General features: G+C 63.4%; 11 protein-coding genes. 5 read left to right on the forward strand and 6 right to left on the reverse strand.

The annotated features are described in order from the left end of the window. Window positions 1-100 precede the first annotated feature (100 nt). Complete coding sequence (locus GCM43_RS24595) at window positions 101-8,656, reverse strand: GH36-type glycosyl hydrolase domain-containing protein (RefSeq protein WP_413770988.1); 8,556 nt, start codon at window positions 8,654-8,656, stop codon at window positions 101-103. Between the two features lie 394 nt (window positions 8,657-9,050). Continuing rightward, a complete protein-coding gene (locus tag GCM43_RS24600) occupies window positions 9,051-11,093 on the reverse strand; it encodes an aminotransferase class V-fold PLP-dependent enzyme (RefSeq protein ID WP_152248509.1) in 2,043 nt (680 codons plus the stop codon). Between the two features lie 127 nt (window positions 11,094-11,220). Between GCM43_RS24600 and GCM43_RS24605 the strand changes: the two genes are divergently transcribed. Further along, window positions 11,221-11,718 carry an Lrp/AsnC family transcriptional regulator gene (locus tag GCM43_RS24605; protein ID WP_152248510.1) on the forward strand — a complete coding sequence of 166 codons (498 nt, stop codon included), beginning with the start codon at window positions 11,221-11,223 and terminating at the stop codon, window positions 11,716-11,718. 1 nt (window position 11,719) lies between these two features. On the opposite strand, the gene GCM43_RS24610 is transcribed toward GCM43_RS24605, so the two are convergent. Continuing rightward, window positions 11,720-12,223 (reverse strand): thioredoxin family protein, encoded by a 504-nt coding sequence (locus tag GCM43_RS24610; RefSeq protein ID WP_152248511.1) that lies wholly within the window; start codon window positions 12,221-12,223, stop codon window positions 11,720-11,722. 209 nt (window positions 12,224-12,432) lie between these two features. On the opposite strand from GCM43_RS24610, the gene GCM43_RS24615 reads away from it, so the two are divergent. The 3 genes from GCM43_RS24615 to GCM43_RS24625 all read left to right on the forward strand — a co-directional run bounded on the left by GCM43_RS24615 (window position 12,433) and on the right by GCM43_RS24625 (window position 16,629). Beyond that, window positions 12,433-13,599 (forward strand): HPP family protein, encoded by a 1,167-nt coding sequence (locus tag GCM43_RS24615; protein WP_152248512.1) that lies wholly within the window; start codon window positions 12,433-12,435, stop codon window positions 13,597-13,599. Beyond that, complete coding sequence (locus GCM43_RS24620) at window positions 13,596-14,693, forward strand: M48 family metallopeptidase (protein WP_152248513.1); 1,098 nt, start codon at window positions 13,596-13,598, stop codon at window positions 14,691-14,693. The genes GCM43_RS24615 and GCM43_RS24620 overlap by 4 nt, the downstream gene beginning before the upstream one ends. A 130-nt stretch (window positions 14,694-14,823) precedes the next feature. Next, a complete protein-coding gene (locus tag GCM43_RS24625; RefSeq protein WP_152248514.1) occupies window positions 14,824-16,629 on the forward strand; it encodes a DUF885 domain-containing protein in 1,806 nt (601 codons plus the stop codon). A gap of 224 nt (window positions 16,630-16,853) precedes the next feature. Here GCM43_RS24625 and GCM43_RS24630 read toward each other — a convergent pair whose 3' ends face one another. Together GCM43_RS24630 and GCM43_RS24635 are read right to left on the reverse strand one after the other, a co-directional pair. Continuing rightward, window positions 16,854-17,696, reverse strand: a complete 843-nt coding sequence (locus GCM43_RS24630) for an HDOD domain-containing protein (protein ID WP_152248515.1) — start codon at window positions 17,694-17,696, stop codon at window positions 16,854-16,856. 17 nt (window positions 17,697-17,713) lie between these two features. After that, a complete protein-coding gene (locus tag GCM43_RS24635; protein WP_152248516.1) occupies window positions 17,714-18,322 on the reverse strand; it encodes a helix-turn-helix domain-containing protein in 609 nt (202 codons plus the stop codon). A 156-nt stretch (window positions 18,323-18,478) separates the two neighbouring features. On the opposite strand from GCM43_RS24635, the gene GCM43_RS24640 reads away from it, so the two are divergent. Next, window positions 18,479-19,456 (forward strand): IS1595 family transposase, encoded by a 978-nt coding sequence (locus GCM43_RS24640; protein ID WP_152248517.1) that lies wholly within the window; start codon window positions 18,479-18,481, stop codon window positions 19,454-19,456. 62 nt (window positions 19,457-19,518) lie between these two features. Here the strand turns inward: GCM43_RS24640 and rpoC are convergent, their stop codons facing one another. After that, window positions 19,519-23,760, reverse strand: coding sequence for a DNA-directed RNA polymerase subunit beta' (rpoC, locus tag GCM43_RS24645; RefSeq protein WP_152248518.1), 4,242 nt, complete (start codon window positions 23,758-23,760; stop codon window positions 19,519-19,521). Window positions 23,761-23,823: the final 63 nt, after the last annotated feature.

The raw sequence follows: 23,823 nt of genomic DNA on the forward strand, positions 1-23,823 counted from the left end.
ACTCAATTGCGCGAGTCAATTGCGTAACTCAATGATTGCAAATAATCATCTTGTCGGCACGCCACAACAGTGGCGGCCGACATGACACAGTCTTTCACTGCTAGACCAGCAGCAGCACCGGCACTTCCCGCCCCAAATCGCGCAGCTCGATGGCGTCACCAGGGACAGCCGCGCCATCGACGCTCAAGCCAGGCTGGCGTGCGCCGGCCTTTTCCACCGTGATGGCGTAGCTGCTCTGGCCGTAGCGGTAGTGCAGCGTAAAGCGGTCCCACTCGGCCGGCAGGCACGGCGCCAGGCGCAGCCGGTCCGCTTCGCGCGACACGCCCAGCAGCGACTCGACGATCAGCCGGTACAGCCAGCCCGAAGACCCGGTGTACCAGCTCCAGCCGCCGCGCCCCACATGCGGCGAAACGGCATAGACATCGGCCGTTACCACATACGGCTCGACCTTATAGCGCGCCACCGACTGCGCATCGGCGCCATGGCGCACCGGGTTGATCATGCGCAGCAGCTCCCACGCCTTGGCCGCCTCGCCCAGGCGTGCAAAAGCCATTGCGGTCCAGATGGCGGCATGCGTGTACTGGCCGCCGTTTTCACGCACGCCGGGCACATAGCCGCGGATGTAGCCGGGGTTCAGATCAGCCTTGTCGAACGGTGGATCGAGCAGCTGGATCACGCCCGAATCGCGCCGCACCAGGCGTGCATCAACCTGACGCATGGCGCCGGCCACGCGTTCCTGGTCGGCCGCGCCGGACAGCACGCCCCAGCTTTGCGAGATCGAATCGATCTGGCACTCTTCGTTGGTGTGCGAACCGAGCGGCGTGCCGTCGTCGAAATAGGCGCGGCGATACCATTCGCCATCCCAGGCGTTCTGCTCGACATTGGCAGCCAGCTTGGTCGCTTCATCGCGGCAGGTCTGGGCAAAGGCCGCATCGCCGCGCAAGGTGGCCACTTCGGCAAAGCGCTGCAGCACTTCATACAGGAAGAAGGCCAGCCACACGCTCTCGCCCTTGCCATGTTCGCCGACCTTGTCCATGCCGTCGTTCCAGTCGCATGAACCCATCAGCGGCAGGCCGTGCACACCCATGCGCAGGCCGTGGCGGATCGCCCGCACGCAATGCTCGTACAGATCGGCCGACTGGTTCGAGGCGGCCGGCAGGTCGTAGTACGAATCCTCTTCCGGCTTGACGGCGCGTCCTTCGATAAACGGTGCGCTTTCCGACAGCACATCCATGTCGCCGGTAGCCAGCACATAACGGCAGGCAGCCAGCGGCAGCCACAGATAATCATCCGAGCAATGGGTGCGCACGCCACGGCCGGACGGCGGGTGCCACCAGTGCATCACATCGCCTTCGACAAACTGGTGCGCCGCACACAGCAGCAGATGCGCACGCAGCAGTTCGGGCCGGGTATGAATCATCGCCATGGCGTCCTGCAACTGGTCGCGGAAGCCGTAGGCGCCACCGGACTGGTAATAGCCGCTGCGCGCCCACAGGCGGCAGGCAATGGTCTGGTACATCAGCCAGCCGTTGGCGATCACGTCGAGCGACTGCTCGGGCGTTTCGATGCGCACCGCGCCCAGCGTTTGCTGCCAGTGCGCGCGTACCTGTTCGAGCGCGGTGCGCGCCGCCTCGCGGCCCTGATGGCGCTGCACCAGGGTGCTGGCGTCGGCATTGCGGCGCCCGCCCACGCCGAGCACGAACACGATTTCGCGCTCCTGGCCCGGCTGCAGCTCGAACGGCACCTGGATCGCCGCGCAGGCGTCCAGGCCCGCACCGGCCTTGCCGGACAGGCGCACCCGGCGCAAAGCTGCCGGCTGGGCCAGCGTGCCATTGCGGCCGATGAATTCATTGCGGTCGCAGGTGACCGAACGGATGCTGGCGTCGGTGCTGAAAAAGCCCACGCGCCCGGAAAACTCGGTGTTGTAGTTATTGCGCGCAAACAGCGCGCCGCTGATCGAATCGACTTCGGTGGCCACATGCATGCCGGACTTGGCGCGCAGGTCGGCCAGCACCCATTCCACGTAACCGGTGACCGACAGGCGGCGCGCCACGTTGCTGTCATTGCGTACCTTGACCACCGAATAGCGCACCGGCGCATCGAGCGAGACGTAGGTACACAGTTCGGTGGCCACGCCGCCTTCGGCATGCTCGAACACGCTGTAGCCGAAACCGTGGCGCGTCACATAGTCGCCGCTGCCGCGCGTGGGCAGGGCCGTGGGCGACCAGAACTGGCCGCTGTCTTCGTCGCGGATATAAAACGCTTCGCCCGACAGGTCCGAAACCGGGTCGTTATGCCATGGCGTCAGGCGAAATTCGTGCGCGTTCTCGCTCCAGGTATACGCCTGGCCACTCTCGGACACCACGCTGCCGAACTGCGCATTGGCCAGCACGTTGGACCACGGCGCCGGCGTGCGTTCGCCTTCGCCGGTGGTGATCACATACTCGCTGCCGTCGGGTGTGAAGCCACCCAGGCCATTATGCAAAATCAGCTCGCGCGATGGTGCGCGGTAAGGCTCGGTGTCGGCGATGCGGGCCATGTCCTGCATCAGCGGCGGCATGCGCAGTACCGGGCTGGCTGGCCGCCTGACCTGCTCGGCCAGCGTACCGCGCGTGTCGCTGATGATCACGCGCGCCACCGACTGCAGCAAGATACGGTCTTCGATGGCGATCTGCTCGGCCAGGCGCACGAAGATGCCACCCGGGCGGTCGATCGCCTGCGCATCGATGCCCGAGGCGATCAGGCCCATGATCTGTTCCTGCAGCAGCTGGCGGTAGCCACTCTGGTCTTCGTACCAGATCACCAGGTCGACGATCAGCCCTTTCAGGCGCCAGTAGGCATGCGCCTGCACCATCTGGCGCGCCAGTTCCAGGTTGGCCGGATCGCGGATCTGCAGCAGCACGATCGGCAGGTCGCCAGAAATCGCGTAGGCCCACAGGCCGGACTGGCCGCGCTGGTTCTTGAGCAAAATGCCCGCTTCGGCGCGCAGCGCCGCAGTCGGATAAATCACCGCATTGGCCAGGCGCGCATAGAGCTGGGCGTCGGCCTCGCTGGCGTTCAACTGGCGCAGCACCACCTGGCTGTGGGTCCAGGCCAGTTCGAACACGCGGTCGGCCAGATGGCGGTCGCGGTATTTGTCGATCAGGTGCAGCGCCGCATCGCGCTGCTCGGCCATGCCGGTCACGCTGTCGACCGTCACCGCCTGGTCAGGCGCCAGCGTGAGCACATAACGCACCGCCACCACCGGGTCGAGCACCGAGCCATCGCTGCCGCTCAGCGGCCCGTCCTGCTGCAGCGCCAGCGGCAGCTGGGCCGTATTGCCACGGCCGATAAAGCGCGCACGGTCGGTCTCGAACGATACCTCCTGACCGAGCCCGTCATGCACATTCACCAGGTGCAGCAGCCATGGCATCTGCTCTTCTTTCGAACGTGGCCGGCGCGTACACAGAATCGCGTGTTCCGGCGCCAGGATTTCAGTCTGCACGAACAGCTTGCTGAAGGCCGGGTGGGCAGCGTCGGCTGCGGCCGGCGCCATCACCACTTCGGCAAAGCTGGTGATCTCGATGCGCCGCTCGCGGTTGGAGTTGTTGCTGATGCGGGTGCGGCGTATCTCGATATCGTCTTCCGGTGAAACCACGATTTCGGTATACAGCTCGAGGCCATGGTCGGCGCGACGGAACTCGACGCGCCCTTCCGAAAACACCACTTCGTACTTCTTCGGCTCGACCAGCGTCGGCTGGTAGGTGGTGGACCAGACATGGCCGTCATCGAGGTCGCGCAGATAGCAAAAATTGCCCCAGTTGTCGCGCGTGCTGTCTTCGCGCCAGCGCGTGACCGACAGGTCTTTCCAGCGGCTGTAGCTGCCGCCCGCATTGCTGACCATCACATGGTAGCGGCCGTTCGACAGCAGCTGCGTTTCCGGCGCGGCGCTGTTGGCTTGCGTCAGCACGCGCATCGGCATGGCGGCATCGGCCGCACCGGTGCGCAGCACTGCCAGTTCGGCCGTATTGGAATAAAAGGCGCCGGCCTGCGGCGTGCGTTCCTGCAGCACCAGCAGCGCCGACTGCAGCAGCGGATCGGACTCGAAGCGGCGCTGCATCGGACGGTCGTGCAGCAGGTAGCTGAGCGCCAGGAAACCCATGCCCTGGTGATGCACCATGAAGGAACGGATCACGGCGCTGTCCTGGCCGCGCGGCAGGCGCGCTTGCGTAAAGTCGACTGCCTCGAAAAAGCCGTAGCGGCCCATGTAGCCGGCGTCGCGCATGCGCTCCAGGTTCTGGCACGATGCTTCGGGCTGCACCATCAGGCCCATCATGCTGGCATACGGCGCGATCACCAGATCGTCGGCCAGGCCGCGTTTGAGGCCCAGGCCGGGCACACCAAAGGCGCGGTACTGGTAATTGAGGCTGGCGTCGACGGTGTTGTAGCCGGACTCGGACACGCCCCACGGCACTTCGCGCTGGCGCCCGTAATCGATCTGCACGTCGATCACCGACTGGTAGGTCTGGTCCAGCAGCGTGTTCGGGTAGTTGGGCATCACCAAGAGCGGCATCAGATACTCGAACATCGAGCCGCTCCACGACAGCAGCACCGGCTTGCCGGCCACCATGCACAGCTGGCGGCCCAGCGCAAACCAGTGCTCCTGCGGCAACTGGCCCTGGGCGATGGCGACAAAGCTGGCCAGGCGCACTTCCGAAGCGAGCAGGTCGTAATAGCTGTTGTCGAGGCGGCGCTCGCTGACGTTGTAGCCGATCGCCAGCAGCTTGGTCGACGGGTTGTACAGGAAGCCGTATTCGATCTGCGCAAAGTCGCGCGCCTGGCCGGCCGCCTGGGCAATATCGCGCATGCTGCGCGCCGCTTCTTCGCGGCCCTGCGCCAGCAGCGCGGCCAGTTCCGGCAGCGCGTCAGGCGGCACGGCCAGGCTGGCCAGTTCGCGCAGCGTCGGCACGCGCGCCAGTTCGGCCGCCAGGCCCGCATGCGCGGCCCACGGCGCCAGCTGCAGCAGTTCGGCCAGCGCAGCGCGGCACTGGCGCGCCAGCGCATCGGCCCACATGGCCTGCTCGCCATCGCCATCGCTGCTGTGCAGCGACATCGTCAGCAGCGCGTCGGCGGCCGTATTGACAGCGGCCAGCCAGGCGTGCCACTCGGGCAGGCTGGCCGGCGCCGCGTCGGCCAACAGCAGCGCCATCGCATCGCGCGCGCCACGGCCTTCGTTTTCCACCTTCATATAGTGCTGCAGCAGCTGCGCCGTGGTGCGGATGCCGCTGACGATCTGCACGCCGATAATCGGCGCGTCATACAGCTCGACCAGGCCGGGCTGGAGCGTCAGCAGATGGCCGGCCAGGTTGCCGCTGTCGACCGTCGAAATATAGATCGGCTGCAGCGGCTTGAGGGTTTGCGTGTCGTACCAGTTGTAGAAATGGCCCTGGTAGCGTTCCAGCTCACCCATGGTATGCAAGGTAGCGCGGCTGCGCTCGATCAGCTGGCCCATGGTGAGATAGCCGAAGTCATACGCACTCAGATTGGCCAGCAGCGCCAGCCCGATATTGGTGGGCGACGTGCGGTGCGCCACCACCATGCTTGGATGCTCTTGCATATTGTCCGGCGGCAGCCAGTGGTCTTCCGGGCCGACAAAGGTATCGAAATAAGCCCAGGTCTTGCGCGCCACACCGTGCAGGAACTCGCCCTGCTCGGGCGACAGGCGCGTCACGGCGCGCTGGATCGGCCGGCTGATGGCCCAGGCAATGGTCGGTGCAACGAACCACAGCAGCAGGACAATGGCCGCTGCGGGCAGTGCTTCAGGACGCCATACCGCCAGCGCCGCGGCCACCGCCACGGCCAGCAGCGGCGAGAACCACATGGCGCGCCAGCTGTCGCCCTGCGTGCTGCCGGCACGGTGCAGATTCGAGGCGCGCCAGTCGAGCAGGCGCTTGTGCGAGACGTTCAGGCGCCACAGCGTACGCGCGATCGCGTCCACGCTGATATAGGCCTCGTAGGCCATGAACACCAGTGTCAGCATGGCGTGCGAGAACTGCACGCCGCAACGGCGCTCGAAAGCGGCCAGGTGCTGGCGCCACAACGTATCGCGTGGTTTGCGCAACAGGTCGTACAGGGCCGAGGTGACCGGCGGCAGGAAGATAATCGCCAGTACCGCCACGCTCCAGTAAGCCACGTGCGGCAGGAAGCCCCAGATCAGCAGGAACGACAGCACGCAGGCCGGCGCCACCACGCTGCGGCGCAGATTGTCGAACAACTTCCAGCGCGACAGCATCGACAGCGGATTGCGTTCGCGCTTGCCGCCACGGCCGGGCACGCGGCCCAACAGCCAGCCAAGCAGTTGCCAGTCGCCACGGATCCAGCGCTGGCGCCGGCTGACGTCGGCGTCATAGCGGGTCGGGTATTGCTCGTACAGCTGCGCGTCGCTCAGCAGCCCGGCGCGCAGATAGCAGCCTTCGAGCAGGTCGTGGCTGAGAATCTTGTTGTCGGGCAGGCGCTGGCCCAGTACGCGCTCGAACATGTCGAGGTCGTAGATGCCCTTGCCGATAAACGAGCCTTCGTAAAACACATCCTGGTACAGGTCCGAAACGGTGCGTGTGTACGGGTCGATGCCAGGCTCGCCGCCGCACAGCAGTTCGTAATGCGAGGGATTGTCGCTGGGCAGCGCCACCGCCACGCGCGGCTGCAGGATGCCGTAGCCGGCGATCACGCGCGAGCCGGCCGCGTCGAGCACGGGGCGGTTCAGCGGATGCATCATGGTGGCGATAAAGTGGCGCGCCGCATCGCGCGGCAGCTGCGTGTCGGTATCGAGCGTGATGATGTATTTGATGGTACGCAGGCCGCGCAGCTCACCTTCGACCAGCGAGAATTTGTCGCGCGCGCCGCCGCGCAAAAAGGCATTCAGGTCGGACAGCTTGCCGCGCTTGCGCTCCTGTCCCATCCAGGCGTTCTGCTGCGAGTTCCACAGGCGCGGACGGTGCAGCAGCAGGAACGGGCCGGTGTGACCCGGCTCTTCCTCGGCAGACGCCCCACCGTCGTCGCGATTGTCGCCTGACTGCTCGTCAGGCAGGCGGTATTTGTCATTGAGCGCCCGGATTGCCGCCTGCGCCTGCTGCAGCAAAGCCTCGTCGCCAGGCAGGGTCTGCGTCGGTGCGTCGACAAAATCGGTCAGCAGGCAAAAGCGCAGATTGGGGTCGCGATTCGACAGGTAATGCACTTCCAGCGTCTCGCACAGCGTGGCCACGTTGGCGGCGCTGTAGATCAGCGTGGGAATGACCACCATGCCGCGCGCATCCGACGGAATGCCTGCCTTGTAATCGAGGCGCGGCAGCGGATGCGGCGAGGTCATCAGGGTTGCCACCCAGTTCACCAGCGCCACCGCCAGCTGGCTGCTGCCCAGCAGCGCCAGCATGCCGATGGCGGCCAGCAGCCAGCCTTCGACGCCGTAGCGCACGGCCCGTTCCAGCAGCAGCGAGGTGGCTGCCAGGCTCAGAAAGGCGATCGCTCCCAGATACACCGTCAGCGGTGCCGCGCGCGCCGTCTGCTCGAGCGCTTCGCGCAGCGGCAGTCTGGCGCCGGCCTGTTTTTCCAGAATCAGTACGCCGCGGTCGACCAGGTAATAGCCGATATGGCCGCGCCGCGCATCGTTGCCGGCGCCATGCGTGTGCGCCAGCTGCACCACCATTTCAGCCACTTCCATTTCGCTGCGGCTGCTGCGTTTGGCAATGCGTTCGATGGCGTGGCGATAGGTGTCGCGGGTGGCAAAGTCCATCGCGCCGTAGGTGCCGGCCGGGTCGAGCCGCAAGGTCTGCTCGACCACGCTCATGGTTTCGACAAACTCCTGCCAGTCCATGGTACCCAGAAAGCGCAGGCTGCCGATACTGTTGGCAATCGACACCTGGTCGGCGGCCTGCTGGCCGATTTCGGCCTGCACCTGCTGCTCGATGGTCAGGCCGTTCTCGGCCAGCTTGTGCGTGAGCCAGGTCAGCGGCAGCGCCAGCGACGGGCCCTGGCCTTGCAGGCGGCGTGAAAACTCGGCCACGAAGGCGCTGCTGGTGGGCGGGTTGGAGCGCGCCATGTCGGCCACCAGCAGGATCAGCCCACTCGGATTGCTTTCGGCAATCTTCGTCATCTGGTCGGCCCAGCCGTTGGCCAGATCGCGCTGCAGGCGGTCGTCGGCCACGCGCGCAGCCACGCGGCGCAGGTTTTCAATCAGCGCCAGGCGCAGCATGATGGGCACCGCCCACAACTCACCGAGCGTCAGCGTGGCCACATCCTGGTAGGCCTCGACAAAATGACACAGGTTTTCCAGGTCCACATGGCCGTCACCGTGCGAGATGATTTCCAGCGCAATCTTGTAGACGCGCGGACAGCCGGCGTCCGGCCCCGACAGGATGCGCGGCAGCTCCTTGCTGTAGTTTTTCGGCAGGTGGCGCCGGGTGGTGCGGATCTGTTCTTCGATCAGGTAGAAGTTATCGAGCAGCCATTCGGACGCGGGCGTGACCTGGCGGCCGTTTTTCACGGTGGCCGTCAGCTCATTGATGGTGGCGGTAATCAAGGCCGCATTGTCGGTCAGGCGCGCCAGCAGGCGGTCGCGCCCCTGTCGCTTGCCCACCTGATGGCTGGCGGCCAGCTGCTTGCCGTGGGCCGCCATCTGCATGGCGCTGAACAATTCGGAACGCAACGGCAAGGCATCGTCGCGGGCGGCGTCAAAACTGTCTGCCAAGGGGGAAGCTAAGCGGGAAGCCAAGCGGGAATTATCATGGAGCGCGCCCTTCCACTGGGCGATCTTGTGCTTGATTACTGCGGTGTACTCTTTCAACTTGGCCTCGCTAGGTGCGCGCATGAGCATGCAACGGCCGCACCTGCGAAGTGCAATGCGCCGTAGCGTTGCGACGAATCTCAGGGTTCAGGGAGATTTACTGAACTTCATCGTAGGGGCGCACGGCCAGCGCCACCGTGCGCTAGCGAACATACGCGCGGTATTGGCAAGGGAAGTGAAGGAAATGGAGGTGGAATCGCGGCGAACGATTCCACTTGGCAATACTACGGCCTCAGGCCGCCAGCGGCTGCGCCTGCAACGACAGTTGCGCCAGCGCCATGCCACCCTGCAGCTGCCAGGCGTTGGCGTGTCCCAGGCGCTGCAGGCAGGCTGCCGCGCGCGCACTGCGGTTGCCGCTGCGGCAGAAAAACACCAGCGGGCGCTGCGGCTGTTGCAGCCAGGCGTCCACGGTATTGGCCAGGCGGCTCAGCGGCACGCTCGCCACCTGGCAGCCATCGAACACGCTGGCGGTGCAGGCCGCATGTTCGTACGCTTCGCGCACATCGACCACCAGCGCGTCGGGATGCGCCAGCAGGAAGGCCGGCAATTCCGCCGGCGCCAGCTGGCGCGCAACGCCCGGCACCACACTGCCCGCAGCGGCGCGTACGGTGTTGCAGACACTGCCATCATCGTGCGCCGTGCACAGCACGGTGCCGGGCGCCAGCAGGCCCGGCGCCAGCACCTGCGGCGCCACGGCGCCCAGAAACGCAAAGCGCTGATCGAGCAGATAGACGCTGGCCGCGCCGCACTCGACCCGGCGCAAGCTCTGCGCGCCCAGCGCCAGCCTACCGTCAGCATCGAAGTTCTCCAGCTGCTGCAAGTCCAGCGTTTGCAGCAGCGCCAGGTGCGCCGCGCGGAAGTCGCTCACGGCGCCGGTATGGACAATGGCGCGCACGCGGTAGGCGTGGCCCTGCACGAAGGCGGCCAGGCGCGGCACCAGCGCCGGCACCGGATCGATGATGGCGCAGCTGGCGCTGGCCGCATCGCACAGCAGCCAGCTGCGCTGGCCGTCAAACGACAGTTCGGTCACGCCATCGCGCAGCAAGGACGATACCGTTGCGTTCTCCGGTGCGGCCGCTGCGGCCGGCGCCAGCAAGCCGCTGTTGCGCAGCGCCTCGCCGCAGCGCTCGATGCGCACACAGGCGGCGGCAATCGTGGCGGCGTCGGTCAACGGACCGAACGACAGGCGGATGGCCGAGCTGGCGCGCCACTGCGGCACCTGCATCGCTTCAAGCACATAGCTGGGGAGAGCTTTGGCGGCCGAACAGGCGCTGCCGGAACTGACGCGCACGCTGGCCGCATCGAACAGGTCGAGCAGCTCCTTGGACGACAATCCGGGCACCGAGAAATTGAGCGTGGTCGGCAGTGACAGAGCCAGCGGCATATTGAACACCACGCCGGGCAGTGCATGCTGCAGGCTGGCCACCAGCCGCGCACGCATGGCCGCCATTTCGGTGTGGCTGCAGAAAGTGTGGCCGTCTTCCAGCGCCGCCAGCACTGCGCCCAGCGCGGCGATGCCGGCCATGTTCTCGGTGCCCGAACGCTGGCCGCCCTCCTGGCCGCCGCCCATGATCAGCGGCGTAAATGGTGCGCCGGCGCGTACATACAGCATGCCGATGCCTTTGGGCGCATACAGCTTGTGGCCGGAAAACGGGGCGTAGTCGATGCGCGTGGCCGCCAGATTCAGTTTGAGCTTGCCCAGCGCCTGCACGCAGTCGACCATCCAGCAGGCGTCGCTGCCGCGTTCCTGCAACAGTTGCGCGATCGACGACAGGTCGGAAATGACGCCCGTCTCGTTATTGGCCGCCATGGTGCACAGCATGGCCGTATCGTCGATCAGCGCCGCCAGCACCTGCAGGTCGTGACGCCCGTCGCTGTCGACCGGCAGCTTGCGCAAGGTCAGGCCCAGGCCCAGCAGGCGGTTCCAGTGCGCCAGGCTTTCCGGCACGGCCTTGTGTTCGGTCGCGCCATACAGCAGCAGGCTGCCGATTGACTCGCCGGCGTCGCGCCGCTCGCGCAGCGCGCACAGCGCCGACAGCACGGCCGTCTGGATGCCTTCGGTGGCGCCGCTGTTGAACATCAGCCGCCCTTCCCCCACCCCCAGCAGGCGGCGCGCGCGCTGACGCGTCGCCTCCATCATGGCTTTCGCCTGCAGGCCGGTGGCGTGCGTGCTGCTGGGATTGCCAAAACCCAGTTCCATCGCCTGGCGGGCGGCGGCAACAGCGGCTGGCAGCACATGGGTGGTGGCATTGTTGTCGAGATAGATTTCTTGCATGGCGGCGGGGAATGGTTAGGAAGTCAGACAAACAGTCTACCGGCTGGCATCGGTAAAGATATGCCAAAAATTACTCCAGACGCGATACTATGCAGCATGTTCATGCTACAAAATAAGAGAAATAAAAATGTTTTCACCTGACGCCACGCTCGACAAATTCGACTATGCCATCCTGGCCGCGCTGCAGAGCGACGGCTCGCTGTCGATTGCTGCCTTGAGCGAAAAAATAGGCTTGTCGGGCACGCCCTGCTGGAAGCGCGTCAAGCGACTGGAGGAGGAAGGCTATATCGAAAGCCGGGTGGCCATCGTCAACCGGCAGAAGGTGGGTCTGCCGGTGACGGTGTTTGTCAGCGTGCGCACCGGCCAGCACGATGAAAAATGGCTGCGCCGCTTTGCCGCAGCCGTGATCGTGATGCCGGAAGTGCAGGAGTTCCACCGCATGAGCGGCGATATCGATTACCTGCTCAAGGTGGTGACCACCGACATCAAGGGTTATGACGCGTTCTACAAAAAGCTGATCAAGGCAGCCCAGTTGCTGGGCGTGTCATCGGCCTTTTCCATGGAACAGATCAAGTACAGCACCGAACTGCCGCTGGCGCTGATCGCCCACGGCCTGCCAGGCTGATTTAGATGGCCGGCGCCTTGACGCTGGCGGCCTGCTTGAAGAAATCGTAGATGCCGCTCTCGCTCATGCGGCGCGCATTGGCCAGCTCGCCGCCTTTGGTGGCGTACAGCACCTGGTTGTTCTCGCTCGACACCAGCACGGCGGCAGGAATGCCTTTTTTCAACGGGTTGCCGTAGGCCTGGGCCACGTCGAGGTTATGATCAAAGTTGCCGACATCGACCTTGACCACCTTGAACTCCTTTTGCATCAGCTGGGCGTTTTTGCCTTCTTTCAAGGCTTTATCGAGCGCGCGGCAGTCTTCGCACCAGTTGGCGCCAAAGATCAGCAGCACCGGCACATGGGCGGCCTTGGCTTCGGCCAGCGCATGGGCCACATCGGCTTTGGCGTCGGCCGTGGTACTGTAAGGCAGATGCTGGGCAACGGCCGGCGCTTTGGCAGGCTCGGGCGCTGCAGCCAGGGCGGCGCCGGAAATCATCAGGCTGGCAAGAAGGACGGATAAGCGCATGCATGGCTCCTAAAAGAAAAAACAAGGGCCGGCGGGCGACTGGCCAGCCGGCGCGACACTCTAGAATATGCCTGCTTGCAAAAAATATCCACAATTTATTAGCACTGAGCTTATTCGCAAATCGTATAACACTGCTCAGCAAAGAAACTGTCGTCATGTGATAATGACAGGCTCCGAAAGAGCAGCGCGTAACCTGCCGCGCCATCCCCATGTCTGATTCTTCCCTTGCACGCTGGCTGCCACAGCCGAATAACGGTAGCCGGCGCGAGCAATTGCGCGCCTGCGCCGGGGCCATCTGCGGCCTGTTGCTGACCGGCTTGAGCTGCCACTTCCTGCTGGCGCCCGATAGCGCAAGCATATATCTGATCGCCCCCATGGGTGCCTCGGCCGTATTACTGTTCTGCCTGCCGGCCAGTCCCCTGGCCCAGCCATGGTCGGTGGTAGGCGGCAATGTGATGTCGGGCCTGGCCGGCGTGCTGTGCGTCAAATGGCTGGGCGCCAGCGTCGGCGTGGCGGCACTGGCTGCCTGCATGGCCATTGCCGTCATGTTCCTGACGCGCTGCCTGCACCCGCCCGGCGGCGCCGTGGCGCTGACCACCGTGGTCGGCGGCGCCACCGTGCATGCGGCCGGTTTTGAATTCGTGTTCATTACCGTGCTGTTCAATTCAGCCATCCTGGTGGCCTTCGCCGTGCTGTACAACAACCTGACGGGGCGGCGCTACCCGCACACGCAGCAGCTGGCGTCGACCCATCCGCACGCCACGCGCGACACAGCGCCCAGCACGCGGCTGGGCTTTTCGCCGGACGACCTCGACGCCGTGCTGCGCCAGCACAGCGAGGTGCTCGACATCAGCCGCGACGATCTGCAGGCGATCTTCCTGCAAACAGAAATGCGCGCCTACCAGCGCCGCTTCGGCGTGGTCACCTGCGCCGACATCATGTCGAAAGACGTGCTGCACGTGGAGTTCGGCACACCCTTGCAGCAGGCCTGGCGCCGCATGCGCGAGCATGAAGTGGGCGCGCTGCCGGTAGTCAACCGCGGCATGCGCGTGATCGGCATCCTGACCCAGAGCGACTTCCTGCTGCATGGCGGCCTCGATGACTATCAGGGCGTGCGCCAGCGCCTGCAACGGCTGCTGCAGCGCAGCGGCCTGTCGCACAGCGACAAGCCGGAAGTGGCGGGCCAGCTGATGACGCCCAAGCCGCATACGGCCACCTTGCACACGCCGATTATCGACCTGGTGCCGCTGATGGCCGACGCCGGCTATCACCATATTCCCATCGTCGACGACGAAGGCCGGCTGGCCGGCATTATCAGCCAGTCCGACCTGATGGCGGCGCTGTATGAAACCCGCTTTGCCGAGGCTGCGGCATGACACCGTTTCGCGCCATGCTGCTGACAGCCAACGCGGCGCCAGCCGGCCCGTTCGAGGTGCACTTTTTTGGCCAGCAGCTGGTTATCGACGGCATGGCCAGTGTCGACGCAGCCGAACTGATCGTCAGCGTGGGCGGCGTCGACGGCCCTGAACTGTTTCTCAACTGGCTCGATGCCAGCGGCCGGCAACTGGCATTGAAACCGCTCACGCCCGACGATATGGCCGGCGTGCTGGCCAGCGCGCCGGCATCGCTGCAGCCGCAATTGCAATCACAGTGGCAGGCGCGCCGGCATAACCGGCGCCAGGTCTCAGGCTGGCTGCTGGGCCTGGGCGGGGGCGCCGTGCTGGCCACCGCGCTGCTGTGGTGGCAAGGCGACAAGCTGGTGGGTGCGCTGGCCGGACTGGTGCCGCTGTCGACCGAGCAGCAGCTGGGTCGGCTGGCGCTGGCGCAGGTACGCGCCCAGGGCGGCCTGGCCAGCGACGGCGCCGCGCAGCAGGTGGTAGCGGAAATCGGCCAACGCCTGACGCAAGGCTCGCGCTATCAATACCGCTGGTTCGTCAAACAGGACGACAGCGTCAACGCCTTTGCCATGCCTGGCGGCGTGATCGTGGTGCATACGGGCTTGCTGCGCCAGGCGGCCACTCCGGGCGAACTGGCCGGCGTGCTGGCGCACGAAGTGCAGCATGTGGAACAGCGGCACTCGCTACGCCAGATGATCACCAGCCTGGGCTGGGGCGCGCTGGTGGGCGTGACCATCGGCGATATCAGCGCGGTGGCCGCCATGCTGGCGCACCAGGCCGGCGCCATGGTATTCAGCCGTGGCATGGAGGAGCAGGCCGACCGCCTGGGCTTGCAGGCGTTGCAGCGTGCGCGCATCGCCCCGGACGGCATGCTGACGTTCTTCCAGAAGCTCGGTGAGAAAGACCATGATCAGCCCAGCCTGCCTGGCTGGCTGTCCTCGCATCCGCAAACGGGTGAGCGCGCCGCGCAGATCCGCAGCCTGATCGACGCCTCACCCTGCCCGACCTGCACGCCGCTGGCCAGTTCGCGCTGGGTGGCAATGAAGGCGGCACTGCCGGCTGCCGGCAAATAAGCCCGCCAGGGCAATATTTCCTTCTGACCACGCGGCCATTGGCGTATGCTTACGTCCGGCAACAGCCAAGCCTGGTGCCGCCTGACACAGGCCTTTCCCCCGACTTATCTCCTTACAAAGGACACCGCGCATGAAGCATCGTTACGCCCTCGGCACCCTGGCCGCCTCCCTGTTGTTTGCCTATGCGCCGCTGACGCAGGCTGCCGCGGCAGTGCCAGGCGCACCGGTAAAGACCAGTGCGCCACAGGCGCAGCGCCAGCTGGCGCAGCTGGCCGACCAGTACTACGATGCCCAGGCGCGGTTCGAACCGATCAACGCCACAGAAAGCGGCGACAACCGTTTTGACGACCAGCTCGGTTCGGCCATCGTGCCGGCCGCACGCATCAAACACTTTGCGCAGTACCGCCAGTTCCAGAAGCGCCTGCATGCCATCAAGCGCGCACAATTATCGCAACACGACCAGATCAACTACGACATCCTCGATTACGAACTGGCCAGCGCACTGAGCTTCGAGCGTTTTCCGGAATACCTGCTGCCGCTCAACCAGATGGACAGCATGCCCGTCACGCTGGCCAACTACGCTGGCGGCGAGGCCTCGCAACCGCTGACCACCGTCAAGCAGTACAACGCCTACCTGAGCCGCCTCGACCAGTTGCCGGGCTGGATCGACCAGGCGATTGCCAATATGCGCGTGGGCATGCAAAAGGGCGTGGTGCTGCCAAAAGCGCTGATCGAATCAGCGCTGCCGCAATTTAAAAAGCTGGTCAGCGCCACGGCGCAGGACAGCGTGTACTACACGCCGGTCAAAAACCTGCCAGCGGGTTTTTCCGATGCCGACAAACAGCAACTGACGCAGGCTTACACGGCGGTCATCCAGGACAAGCTGATGCCTGCCCTGCAGCGCCTGGCTACCTTTATGGAAAACGACTACCTGCCGGCAGGACGCACCAGCAGCGGCTGGAGCGCCCTGCCCGATGGTGCTGCCTGGTACCAGGCGCGCGTGGCGGCCAGCACCACCACCGACATGACGCCCGAGCAGATCCATGCCATCGGCCTCAAGGAAGTGGCGCGCATCCAGGAGCAGTATGCGATTGTCGGCCCGAAAATGGGCTATACGGGGCCAGCAGCCGGCCTGCCGGTGTGGGTGTCCCAGCAGGAAAAATACCGTCCGTTCAAGACTGAACAGGAAGTGCTGGACGTGTACCGCAAGCTCAATGTGCTGCTCGACAGCAAACTGCCGGCGCTCTTCACGCTGGTGCCGAAAGCACCGCTGGACCTGCGCCTGGAACCCGAACTGAGCCGTGACACGGCGGCCGACCATTACACGGCGCCAGCCGCCGACGGCTCGCGCCCTGGCGTATTCTGGTCGGTGGTGACCGATCCCAAGCTGTACGGCGACACCGGCATGACCACGCTGTTCCTGCACGAAGGCAAGCCCGGCCACCATTTCCACCTGGCGCTGGTGCAGGAAATGGATCTGCCAAACTTCCGCCGCTTTGGCGGCAACAATGCCTTTACCGAAGGCTGGGCGCTGTATGCGGAAACGCTGGGCAAGGAAATGGGCCTGTTCGACGACCCGGCGCAGTACTTCGGCCACCTCAACGACGAAATGCTGCGCGCGGTGCGGCTGGTGGTCGATACCGGCCTGCACACCAAGGGCTGGACGCGCGAGCAGACCATCAAATACATGCGCGACACGCTGGGCTACGATGCGGTAGCCAAAAGCGAAACCGAGCGCTACATGGCCTGGCCAGGCCAGGCGCTGGGCTACAAGATCGGCTCGCTGAAAATCGTCGAACTGCGCCAGCGCGCCCAGGCAGCACTAGGTGACAAATTCAGCCTGCCGAAGTTCCACGAAGTGGTGCTCAGCGACGGCACGCTGCCTTTGAAACTGCTCGAAGCAAAGGTGGACCGCTGGATTGCAGCACAAAAATAAACGCGTGCCAGCACACCAGCAAAGGTGACAGACCCACAAGCCGCATGCACAGGCACACCGGGCCAAGCGGGGCTGAAAAATGTCGAGGGCAAGGCGCAGCGACGAAGACAGTACGAATGGTCGGCGAGGAGCTGCAACGCCGCCATCGGCATTTTCTCAGACTCGCGCCTCTGGCCCGCCGTTTTTCGCCTTGCGATTTCCAATGCATGATCATAATGACGGCGTCACACCAGCAGCGCTGCACTCATCGAGGCGACTTCCTCGCTTGATTCCGCCAGTATGCTCTGCAGCGTGTCGTTGTCGATAATAAAATCGATCACCGAGTCCGATGGCGTCAGCATTTGCACAAACGTGACCTGCAGTGGCGACGGCACCGGCGAGAGCTGCTTGGCCAGCAGCAAGGTGTCGAGCAGGGAATCGGGCGGGATGGCCAGCAAGCCGTCGCGCAGGCCTTCGATGGCTTCGCTGACGGGCGCGGGAATGGCCAGCTTCCTGATCACTTCGCGTGAAATGATTTCCTCGGCTGACTCCATCCAGCGCTCTTCGTCATCGTCCAGCAGGCCGGGGAATTCGTCAGCGCGCGACAGCAGATAAAAGCCGCCCACGGCATGCACGATGCCGGCAAACAGCGCCGTATCGGCATCGATGCGCGTGACGCGGCGCGCAAGCACATGCGCCAGCGCAGCCACGTGCGCCGTATGCTCCCACAGCTGCTCGGCCTTCTGGCGCAGCAGCGGATCGACGATTTTGCTGCCGAACTGGCGCACCACCATCGCCGCCACCAGCGCATACAGATTGCGGTAGCCCATGCGCATCACAGCTGCGCGCACGCTGGTCACGGGCGCGCCGGCGCCGCGGCTATGCACGGCCGAATTGGCCAGCGCCACGGTGCGCGCCGCCAGCACCGGCTCGGCCAGCACCAGCTTGATGGCCTGGTCGATATGGCAATCGGGTTCGGCCAGGGCCAGTTGCAGCTGCAGCGCCGAATTGACGCTGGTGGGGAAAGTGAGTTCGCCGCGCGCCGCCTGGGCAACAATCAAACCGAAAGCCTGCAATTTATTGATCATGCGCTGGTTCCATCGCGTTAAGTCCCGGCAGCGGTCTCGCTTCCCAATTGCCTCAGCAACAGCTCATCACCGGTGACAAACAACTTGGGCTGCTGCAGCACCTGCTGCAAAAACGGCTGGCCCTCCTGCAGGCGGCGCCGGTAATCAAGCAGAGTATACAAGTTGGGATTGATCTTGCGGCGCAAGGTTCGTTCGGCCGGCGCCAGCACGGTCAACAAATCGCCATAATTGGCCTCGCCGGCGATCAGCAGCAGATCGATGGCGCCGCCCGCTGCATCGCGCTCGCTGGCCGTAGCGCCGTAGACGAAGGCCAGTTGCGGCGCAGGGCGCAGGCGCGCCAGTGCGCCACTCAACACCCCTACCAGACCGAAGGTTTTCTGCACCAGGCCACTCAATTCGGGATACACCAGGCTGTCCTTGTTCGGCCAGAAGCGCCGCACATTGCCGATGCGCTCAGAGGTAATCAGGCCGGCGTCGTGCAGGCGGCGCAGCTCGCGCTGGGCCGAGGCGCTGCCCAAGCCCGTCAGGCGCATGATCTCGTTCAGATGAAAGCCTTCGTTGACGCGGACAAAAAGCAGACCCAGCAGCTTTTGCTGGGCGGGAGTAAACAGGGCCTGGGCAGTCATGCATCAAATCTTAGCATGAACACACCGGAAACTGGCATGCCACCAAGGCTGCCTGCCATATGACAAGGACGAAAAAAAAGCGCTGTCACCGTAAAGTATAGGAACGTTCCTGACGCCTCTTGGTCCAACTGAGGTGTTCACCCTCAGGAGACGATCATGCGTCCTGCTCAATGGCAAGCTTTCACCGCGATGTTTACGCAACTGTCGCAACATCAGCGCCATGCCAGCATTCAATTACTCAGCGGCGCGGCCAAGCAAGAGGCCGTGATCACGCTGATCGAGCAAACGGCCCACGCCAGCGCTGCCCATCTTGCCTGTCCAGCTTGTCATTCGACGCATTGTCACCGTCACGGTCAGGTACACGGCTTGCAGCGCTATCGCTGTGTACCATGCGGCAGAACCTTCAATTGCCTCACTGGCACGCCGCTGGCGCGCTTGCGTCACAAACGCCAGTGGCTCGACTACGCCGCCTGCATGCTCGATTCCTTTACCGTGCGCAAGGCGGCCGCGCAGGTCGAGGTACACCGCAATACCAGTTTTCGCTGGCGTCACCGGTTCCTGGCACTGGCCAGGACGGACCGGCCGCTATGCCTGCATGGCATCGTCGAGGCCGACGAAATATTTCTGCTGGAATCGGAAAAAGGCGCGCGGCACCTGCAGCGTCCGGCACGCAAGCGCGGTGGCCATGCCAGCAAGCGCGGCATCTCCGACGAACACGTGTGCATCCTGGTGGCGCGCGACCGCACCGGCCAGACCCGCGATTTTGTCACCGGCAAAGGGCAACTGACGAAAGAAAGGTTACACACATGGCTCAAGCCCGTCATCGATTCTGACGTGCTGCTGGTCACTGATGGTCACGCAGCGTATCGCGCGTTTGCACGCGATACCGGCATCAGTCATGAGGCCGTCAATCTGCGGGCGGGAGTACGCGTCAGGGGCGCCGTGCATGTGCAGAATGTGAACGCTTATCACAGCCGGCTGCGGCAATGGCTGGCGCCATTTCATGGCGTTGCCACGCGTTATCTGCCGAACTATCTGGGTTGGCGCTGGATACTGGACGCAAAGCGAATACGTTCAGCGACCAGCTTGCTCAAAGCCGCGCTTGGATCGTTCCCACATCTAACGGTGACATAGCCAAAAAAAACGGCGCCGGGATTGCTCCCGGCGCCGTTCCTGTTCAGGCTTGAAGCGTCAGATTACGCTTCGTCGCCCTGGTGTTGCTGGATCTCGATGTCCTGCAGTGCTTCGGCAGCTTCGTCGGCCAGCGAGGCTTTCTCGGCTTGCAGCAGCGCCTGACGCTCTTCGATCTCCCACTGCTCTTTCTCTTTGCGAGCGCGGTGGAAGGCCAGACCCGTACCGCCAGGAATCAGGCGGCCAACGATCACGTTTTCTTTCAGGCCGCGCAGACCATCGCGCTTGCCCATGATCGCCGCTTCGGTCAGCACGCGGGTGGTTTCCTGGAACGATGCGGCCGAGATAAACGAATCGGTCGACAGCGAAGCCTTGGTAATACCCAGCAGAACGTTCTCGTAGGTTGCAGGAATCTTGTTCTCTGCAGTCACGCGGTCGTTCTCGTCCAACAGTTCCGAACGCTCAACCTGCTCGCCAACGATGTAGTTGGTGTCGCCGGCATTGACGATCTGAACACGGCGCAGCATCTGACGCACGATCACTTCGATGTGCTTGTCATTGATCTTCACGCCTTGCAGACGGTACACGTCCTGCACTTCGTCAACGATGTAGCGTGCCAGCGCTTCGATACCCAACAGGCGCAGGATGTCTTGCGGATCGGCCGGGCCGTCCACGATCATCTCACCCTTGTTCACTACCTGGCCGTCATGCACCAGCACTTGCTTGTCCTTGGTAATCAGGAACTCATGCTTGTTGCCGTCCATGTCGGTGATTTCCAGGCGCTGCTTGCCTTTGGTTTCTTTACCAAATGCAACCGTACCCGTGACTTCCGCCAGCATGCCCGCGTCTTTCGGCGAACGTGCTTCGAACAGCTCGGCAACGCGTGGCAGACCACCGGTAATATCGCGCGTTTTTTGCGATTCGGTCGGGATACGTGCCAGCACTTCGCCCACCGATACCTGTTGACCGTCCTTGACCATGATCAGCGCGCCGACCTGGAAGCCGATCGCCACCGAGTGTTCGGTGCCGGCGATCTTGACTTCTTCGTTGGCGTCGTTGATCAGCTTGACTTGCGGACGCAGCGTCTTGGTCAGCGAACCACGGCGCTTGGCATCGATTGCCACCAGCGTCGACAGGCCGGTTACTTCATCGACCTGACGGGCCACGGTCACGCCTTCTTCGACGTTCTCGAAGCGCACCTGACCGGCGTACTCGGTAATGATCGGACGGGTCAGCGGATCCCACGTTGCCAGGGCGGTGCCGGCCTTGATGACCATGCCGTCCTTGACGATCAGGGTCGCACCGTACGGTACTTTATGACGCTCGCGCTCGCGGCCATGGTCGTCCGTGATCAGCACTTCGCCGGAACGCGAAATGACGATCTGGGCGCCCTTGCCGTTGGTCACGTAACGCATGGTTGCCGTGAAACGGATGGTACCGTTCGACTTCGCTTCCACCGACGAGGCCACTGCTGCACGCGATGCCGCACCACCGATGTGGAACGTACGCATGGTCAGCTGGGTACCTGGCTCACCAATCGACTGTGCAGCGACCACGCCAACGGCTTCACCGGCGTTGACCAGCAGGCCACGGCCCAGGTCGCGGCCATAGCACTTGGCGCACAGGCCAAAGCGCGTGTCGCAGGTCAGCGGCGTGCGCACCTTGACTTCGTCGATCGACAGACGCTCGATCTCTTCGACCATGTCTTCGTCCATCAGCGTGCCGGCTTCGTACAGCGTTGCCTGGGTCTCTGGATTGACGACGTCATGCACTGCCACGCGGCCCAGAATACGGTCGCGCAACGGCTCGATGACTTCACCACCTTCAACCAGGGCCTTCATGACGGTACCGTTCATGGTGCCGCAATCGTCCTCGATCACCACCAGATCTTGCGTCACGTCAACCAGACGACGCGTCAGGTAACCGGAGTTAGCCGTTTTCAGCGCCGTATCGGCCAGACCTTTACGAGCGCCGTGGGTCGAAATGAAGTACTGCAACACGTTCAGGCCTTCGCGGAAGTTCGCGGTAATCGGCGTTTCGATAATCGAACCATCCGGTTTGGCCATCAGACCACGCATACCGGCCAACTGGCGAATCTGGGCTGCGGAACCGCGCGCGCCGGAGTCGGCCATCATGTAAATGGCGTTGAACGATTCCTGCGTCGACTTGGTGCCGTCGCGCTTGATCACGTCTTCGACCTTGAGCTGGTCCATCATGGCCTTGCCGACTTCGTCCGAGGTCTTGCCCCAGATGTCGACGACCTTGTTGTAACGCTCGCCGGCGGTCACCAGACCCGAAGCGTACTGCTGCTCGATCTGCTTGACTTCCGATTCGGCCGTCGCGATCAGGGTGACTTTTTGAGGTGGTACCAGCATGTCGTCGACGCAGATCGAGATACCGGCGCGTGTCGCCAGGCGGAAACCCGATTGCATCAGTTTGTCGGCAAACACCACCGTCGCACGCAGACCGCACTTGCGGAACGACGTGTTGATCAGCTTGGAAATTTCTTTTTTCTTCAGCGCGCGGTTCAGCACCGAGAATGGCAAGCCCTTCGGCAGGATCTCGGACAGGATCGCACGGCCAACCGTGGTTTCGTAGCGGGTGATCGTTTGCTCGAATTCGCCGGTTTCGGCGTTTTTCGGGAATTCAACGATACGCACCGTCACGCGGGTGGTCAGTTCCACTTCCTTGTTGTCGTAGGCACGAATGACTTCGGACACGTCAGGGAACAGCATGCCTTCGTTTTTCGCATTGATCGCTTCGCGGGTCGCGTAGTACAGACCCAACACGATATCTTGCGAAGGAACGATCGACGGTTCGCCGTTCGACGGGAACAGGATGTTGTTCGACGCCAGCATCAGCGTGCGCGCTTCCATCTGTGCTTCGATCGACAGCGGAACGTGGACAGCCATCTGGTCACCGTCGAAGTCGGCGTTGAATGCCGCGCAGACGAGTGGGTGCAGCTGGATGGCCTTGCCTTCAATCAGGACCGGCTCGAACGCCTGGATACCCAGACGGTGCAGCGTAGGCGCACGGTTCAACATGATCGGATGTTCACGGATCACGTCTTCCAGGATGTCCCACACCACCGGCTCTTGAATCTCAACGAGTTTCTTGGCAGCCTTGATGGTGGTCGCCAGACCCATCAGTTCCAGTTTGTTGAAAATGAATGGCTTGAACAGTTCCAGCGCCATCAGTTTCGGCAGACCGCACTGGTGCAGTTTCAGCTGTGGACCCACCACGATGACCGAACGGCCCGAGTAGTCGACGCGTTTACCCAGCAAGTTCTGACGGAAACGGCCGCCTTTACCCTTGATCATCTCTGCCAGCGATTTGAGCGGACGCTTGTTGGCGCCGGTCATCGCTTTGCCGCGACGACCGTTGTCCAGCAGCGAATCGACTGCTTCTTGCAGCATACGCTTTTCGTTGCGCGTGATGATCTCTGGAGCGCGCAGCTCCATCAGACGCTTCAGACGGTTGTTACGGTTGATCACGCGGCGATACAGATCGTTCAGATCCGAGGTCGCGAAACGGCCGCCGTCCAGCGGTACCAGCGGACGCAGTTCCGGCGGCAATACTGGCAGCACTTCCATGATCATCCAGTCAGGCTTGATGCCCGAACGCTGGAACGCCTCAAGCACTTTCAGGCGCTTGGCGTATTTCTTGATCTTCGCTTCCGACTTCGATTCCTTCAGTTCCACGCGCAGCGTTTCGGCATCGCGGTGGATGTCGATCGAGCGCAGCAGTTCACGGATACCTTCGGCGCCCATGAAGGCGGTGAAGTCGTCGCCGTACTCTTCGTACTTGGCAGCGTAGTCGTCTTCCGACATGATCTGGCACTTTTTCAGCGGGGTCATGCCAGGATCGGTCACGACATATGCTTCAAAGTACAGCACGCGTTCGATATCGCGCAGCGTCATGTCGAGCACCATGCCCAGGCGCGACGGCAGCGACTTCAGGAACCAGATGTGCGCGGTTGGCGAAGCCAGTTCGATATGGCCCATGCGCTCGCGGCGCACCTTGGCCAGCGTGACTTCGACGCCGCATTTTTCGCAGATCACGCCGCGGTGTTTCAGGCGCTTGTATTTGCCGCACAGGCACTCGTAGTCCTTGATCGGGCCAAAGATCTTGGCGCAGAACAGACCGTCGCGCTCAGGCTTGAAGGTACGGTAGTTGATGGTTTCCGGCTTCTTGACTTCGCCGTAGGACCACGAACGGATTTTCTCAGGCGAAGCGAGACCGATCTTGATTGCATCGAAGGTCTCGTTGGTCTGTACTTGCTTGAATAGATCGAGCAGTGCTTTCATGTATCACTCCAGAGGTGATTAAATTTCTATATTCCTGAGACTACATTGCCCGGCATGGTTTCC

It is taken from the genome of Janthinobacterium aquaticum (assembly GCF_009208565.1).
In the GTDB taxonomy this organism is placed as follows: Bacteria; Pseudomonadota; Gammaproteobacteria; order Burkholderiales; family Burkholderiaceae_D; genus Janthinobacterium.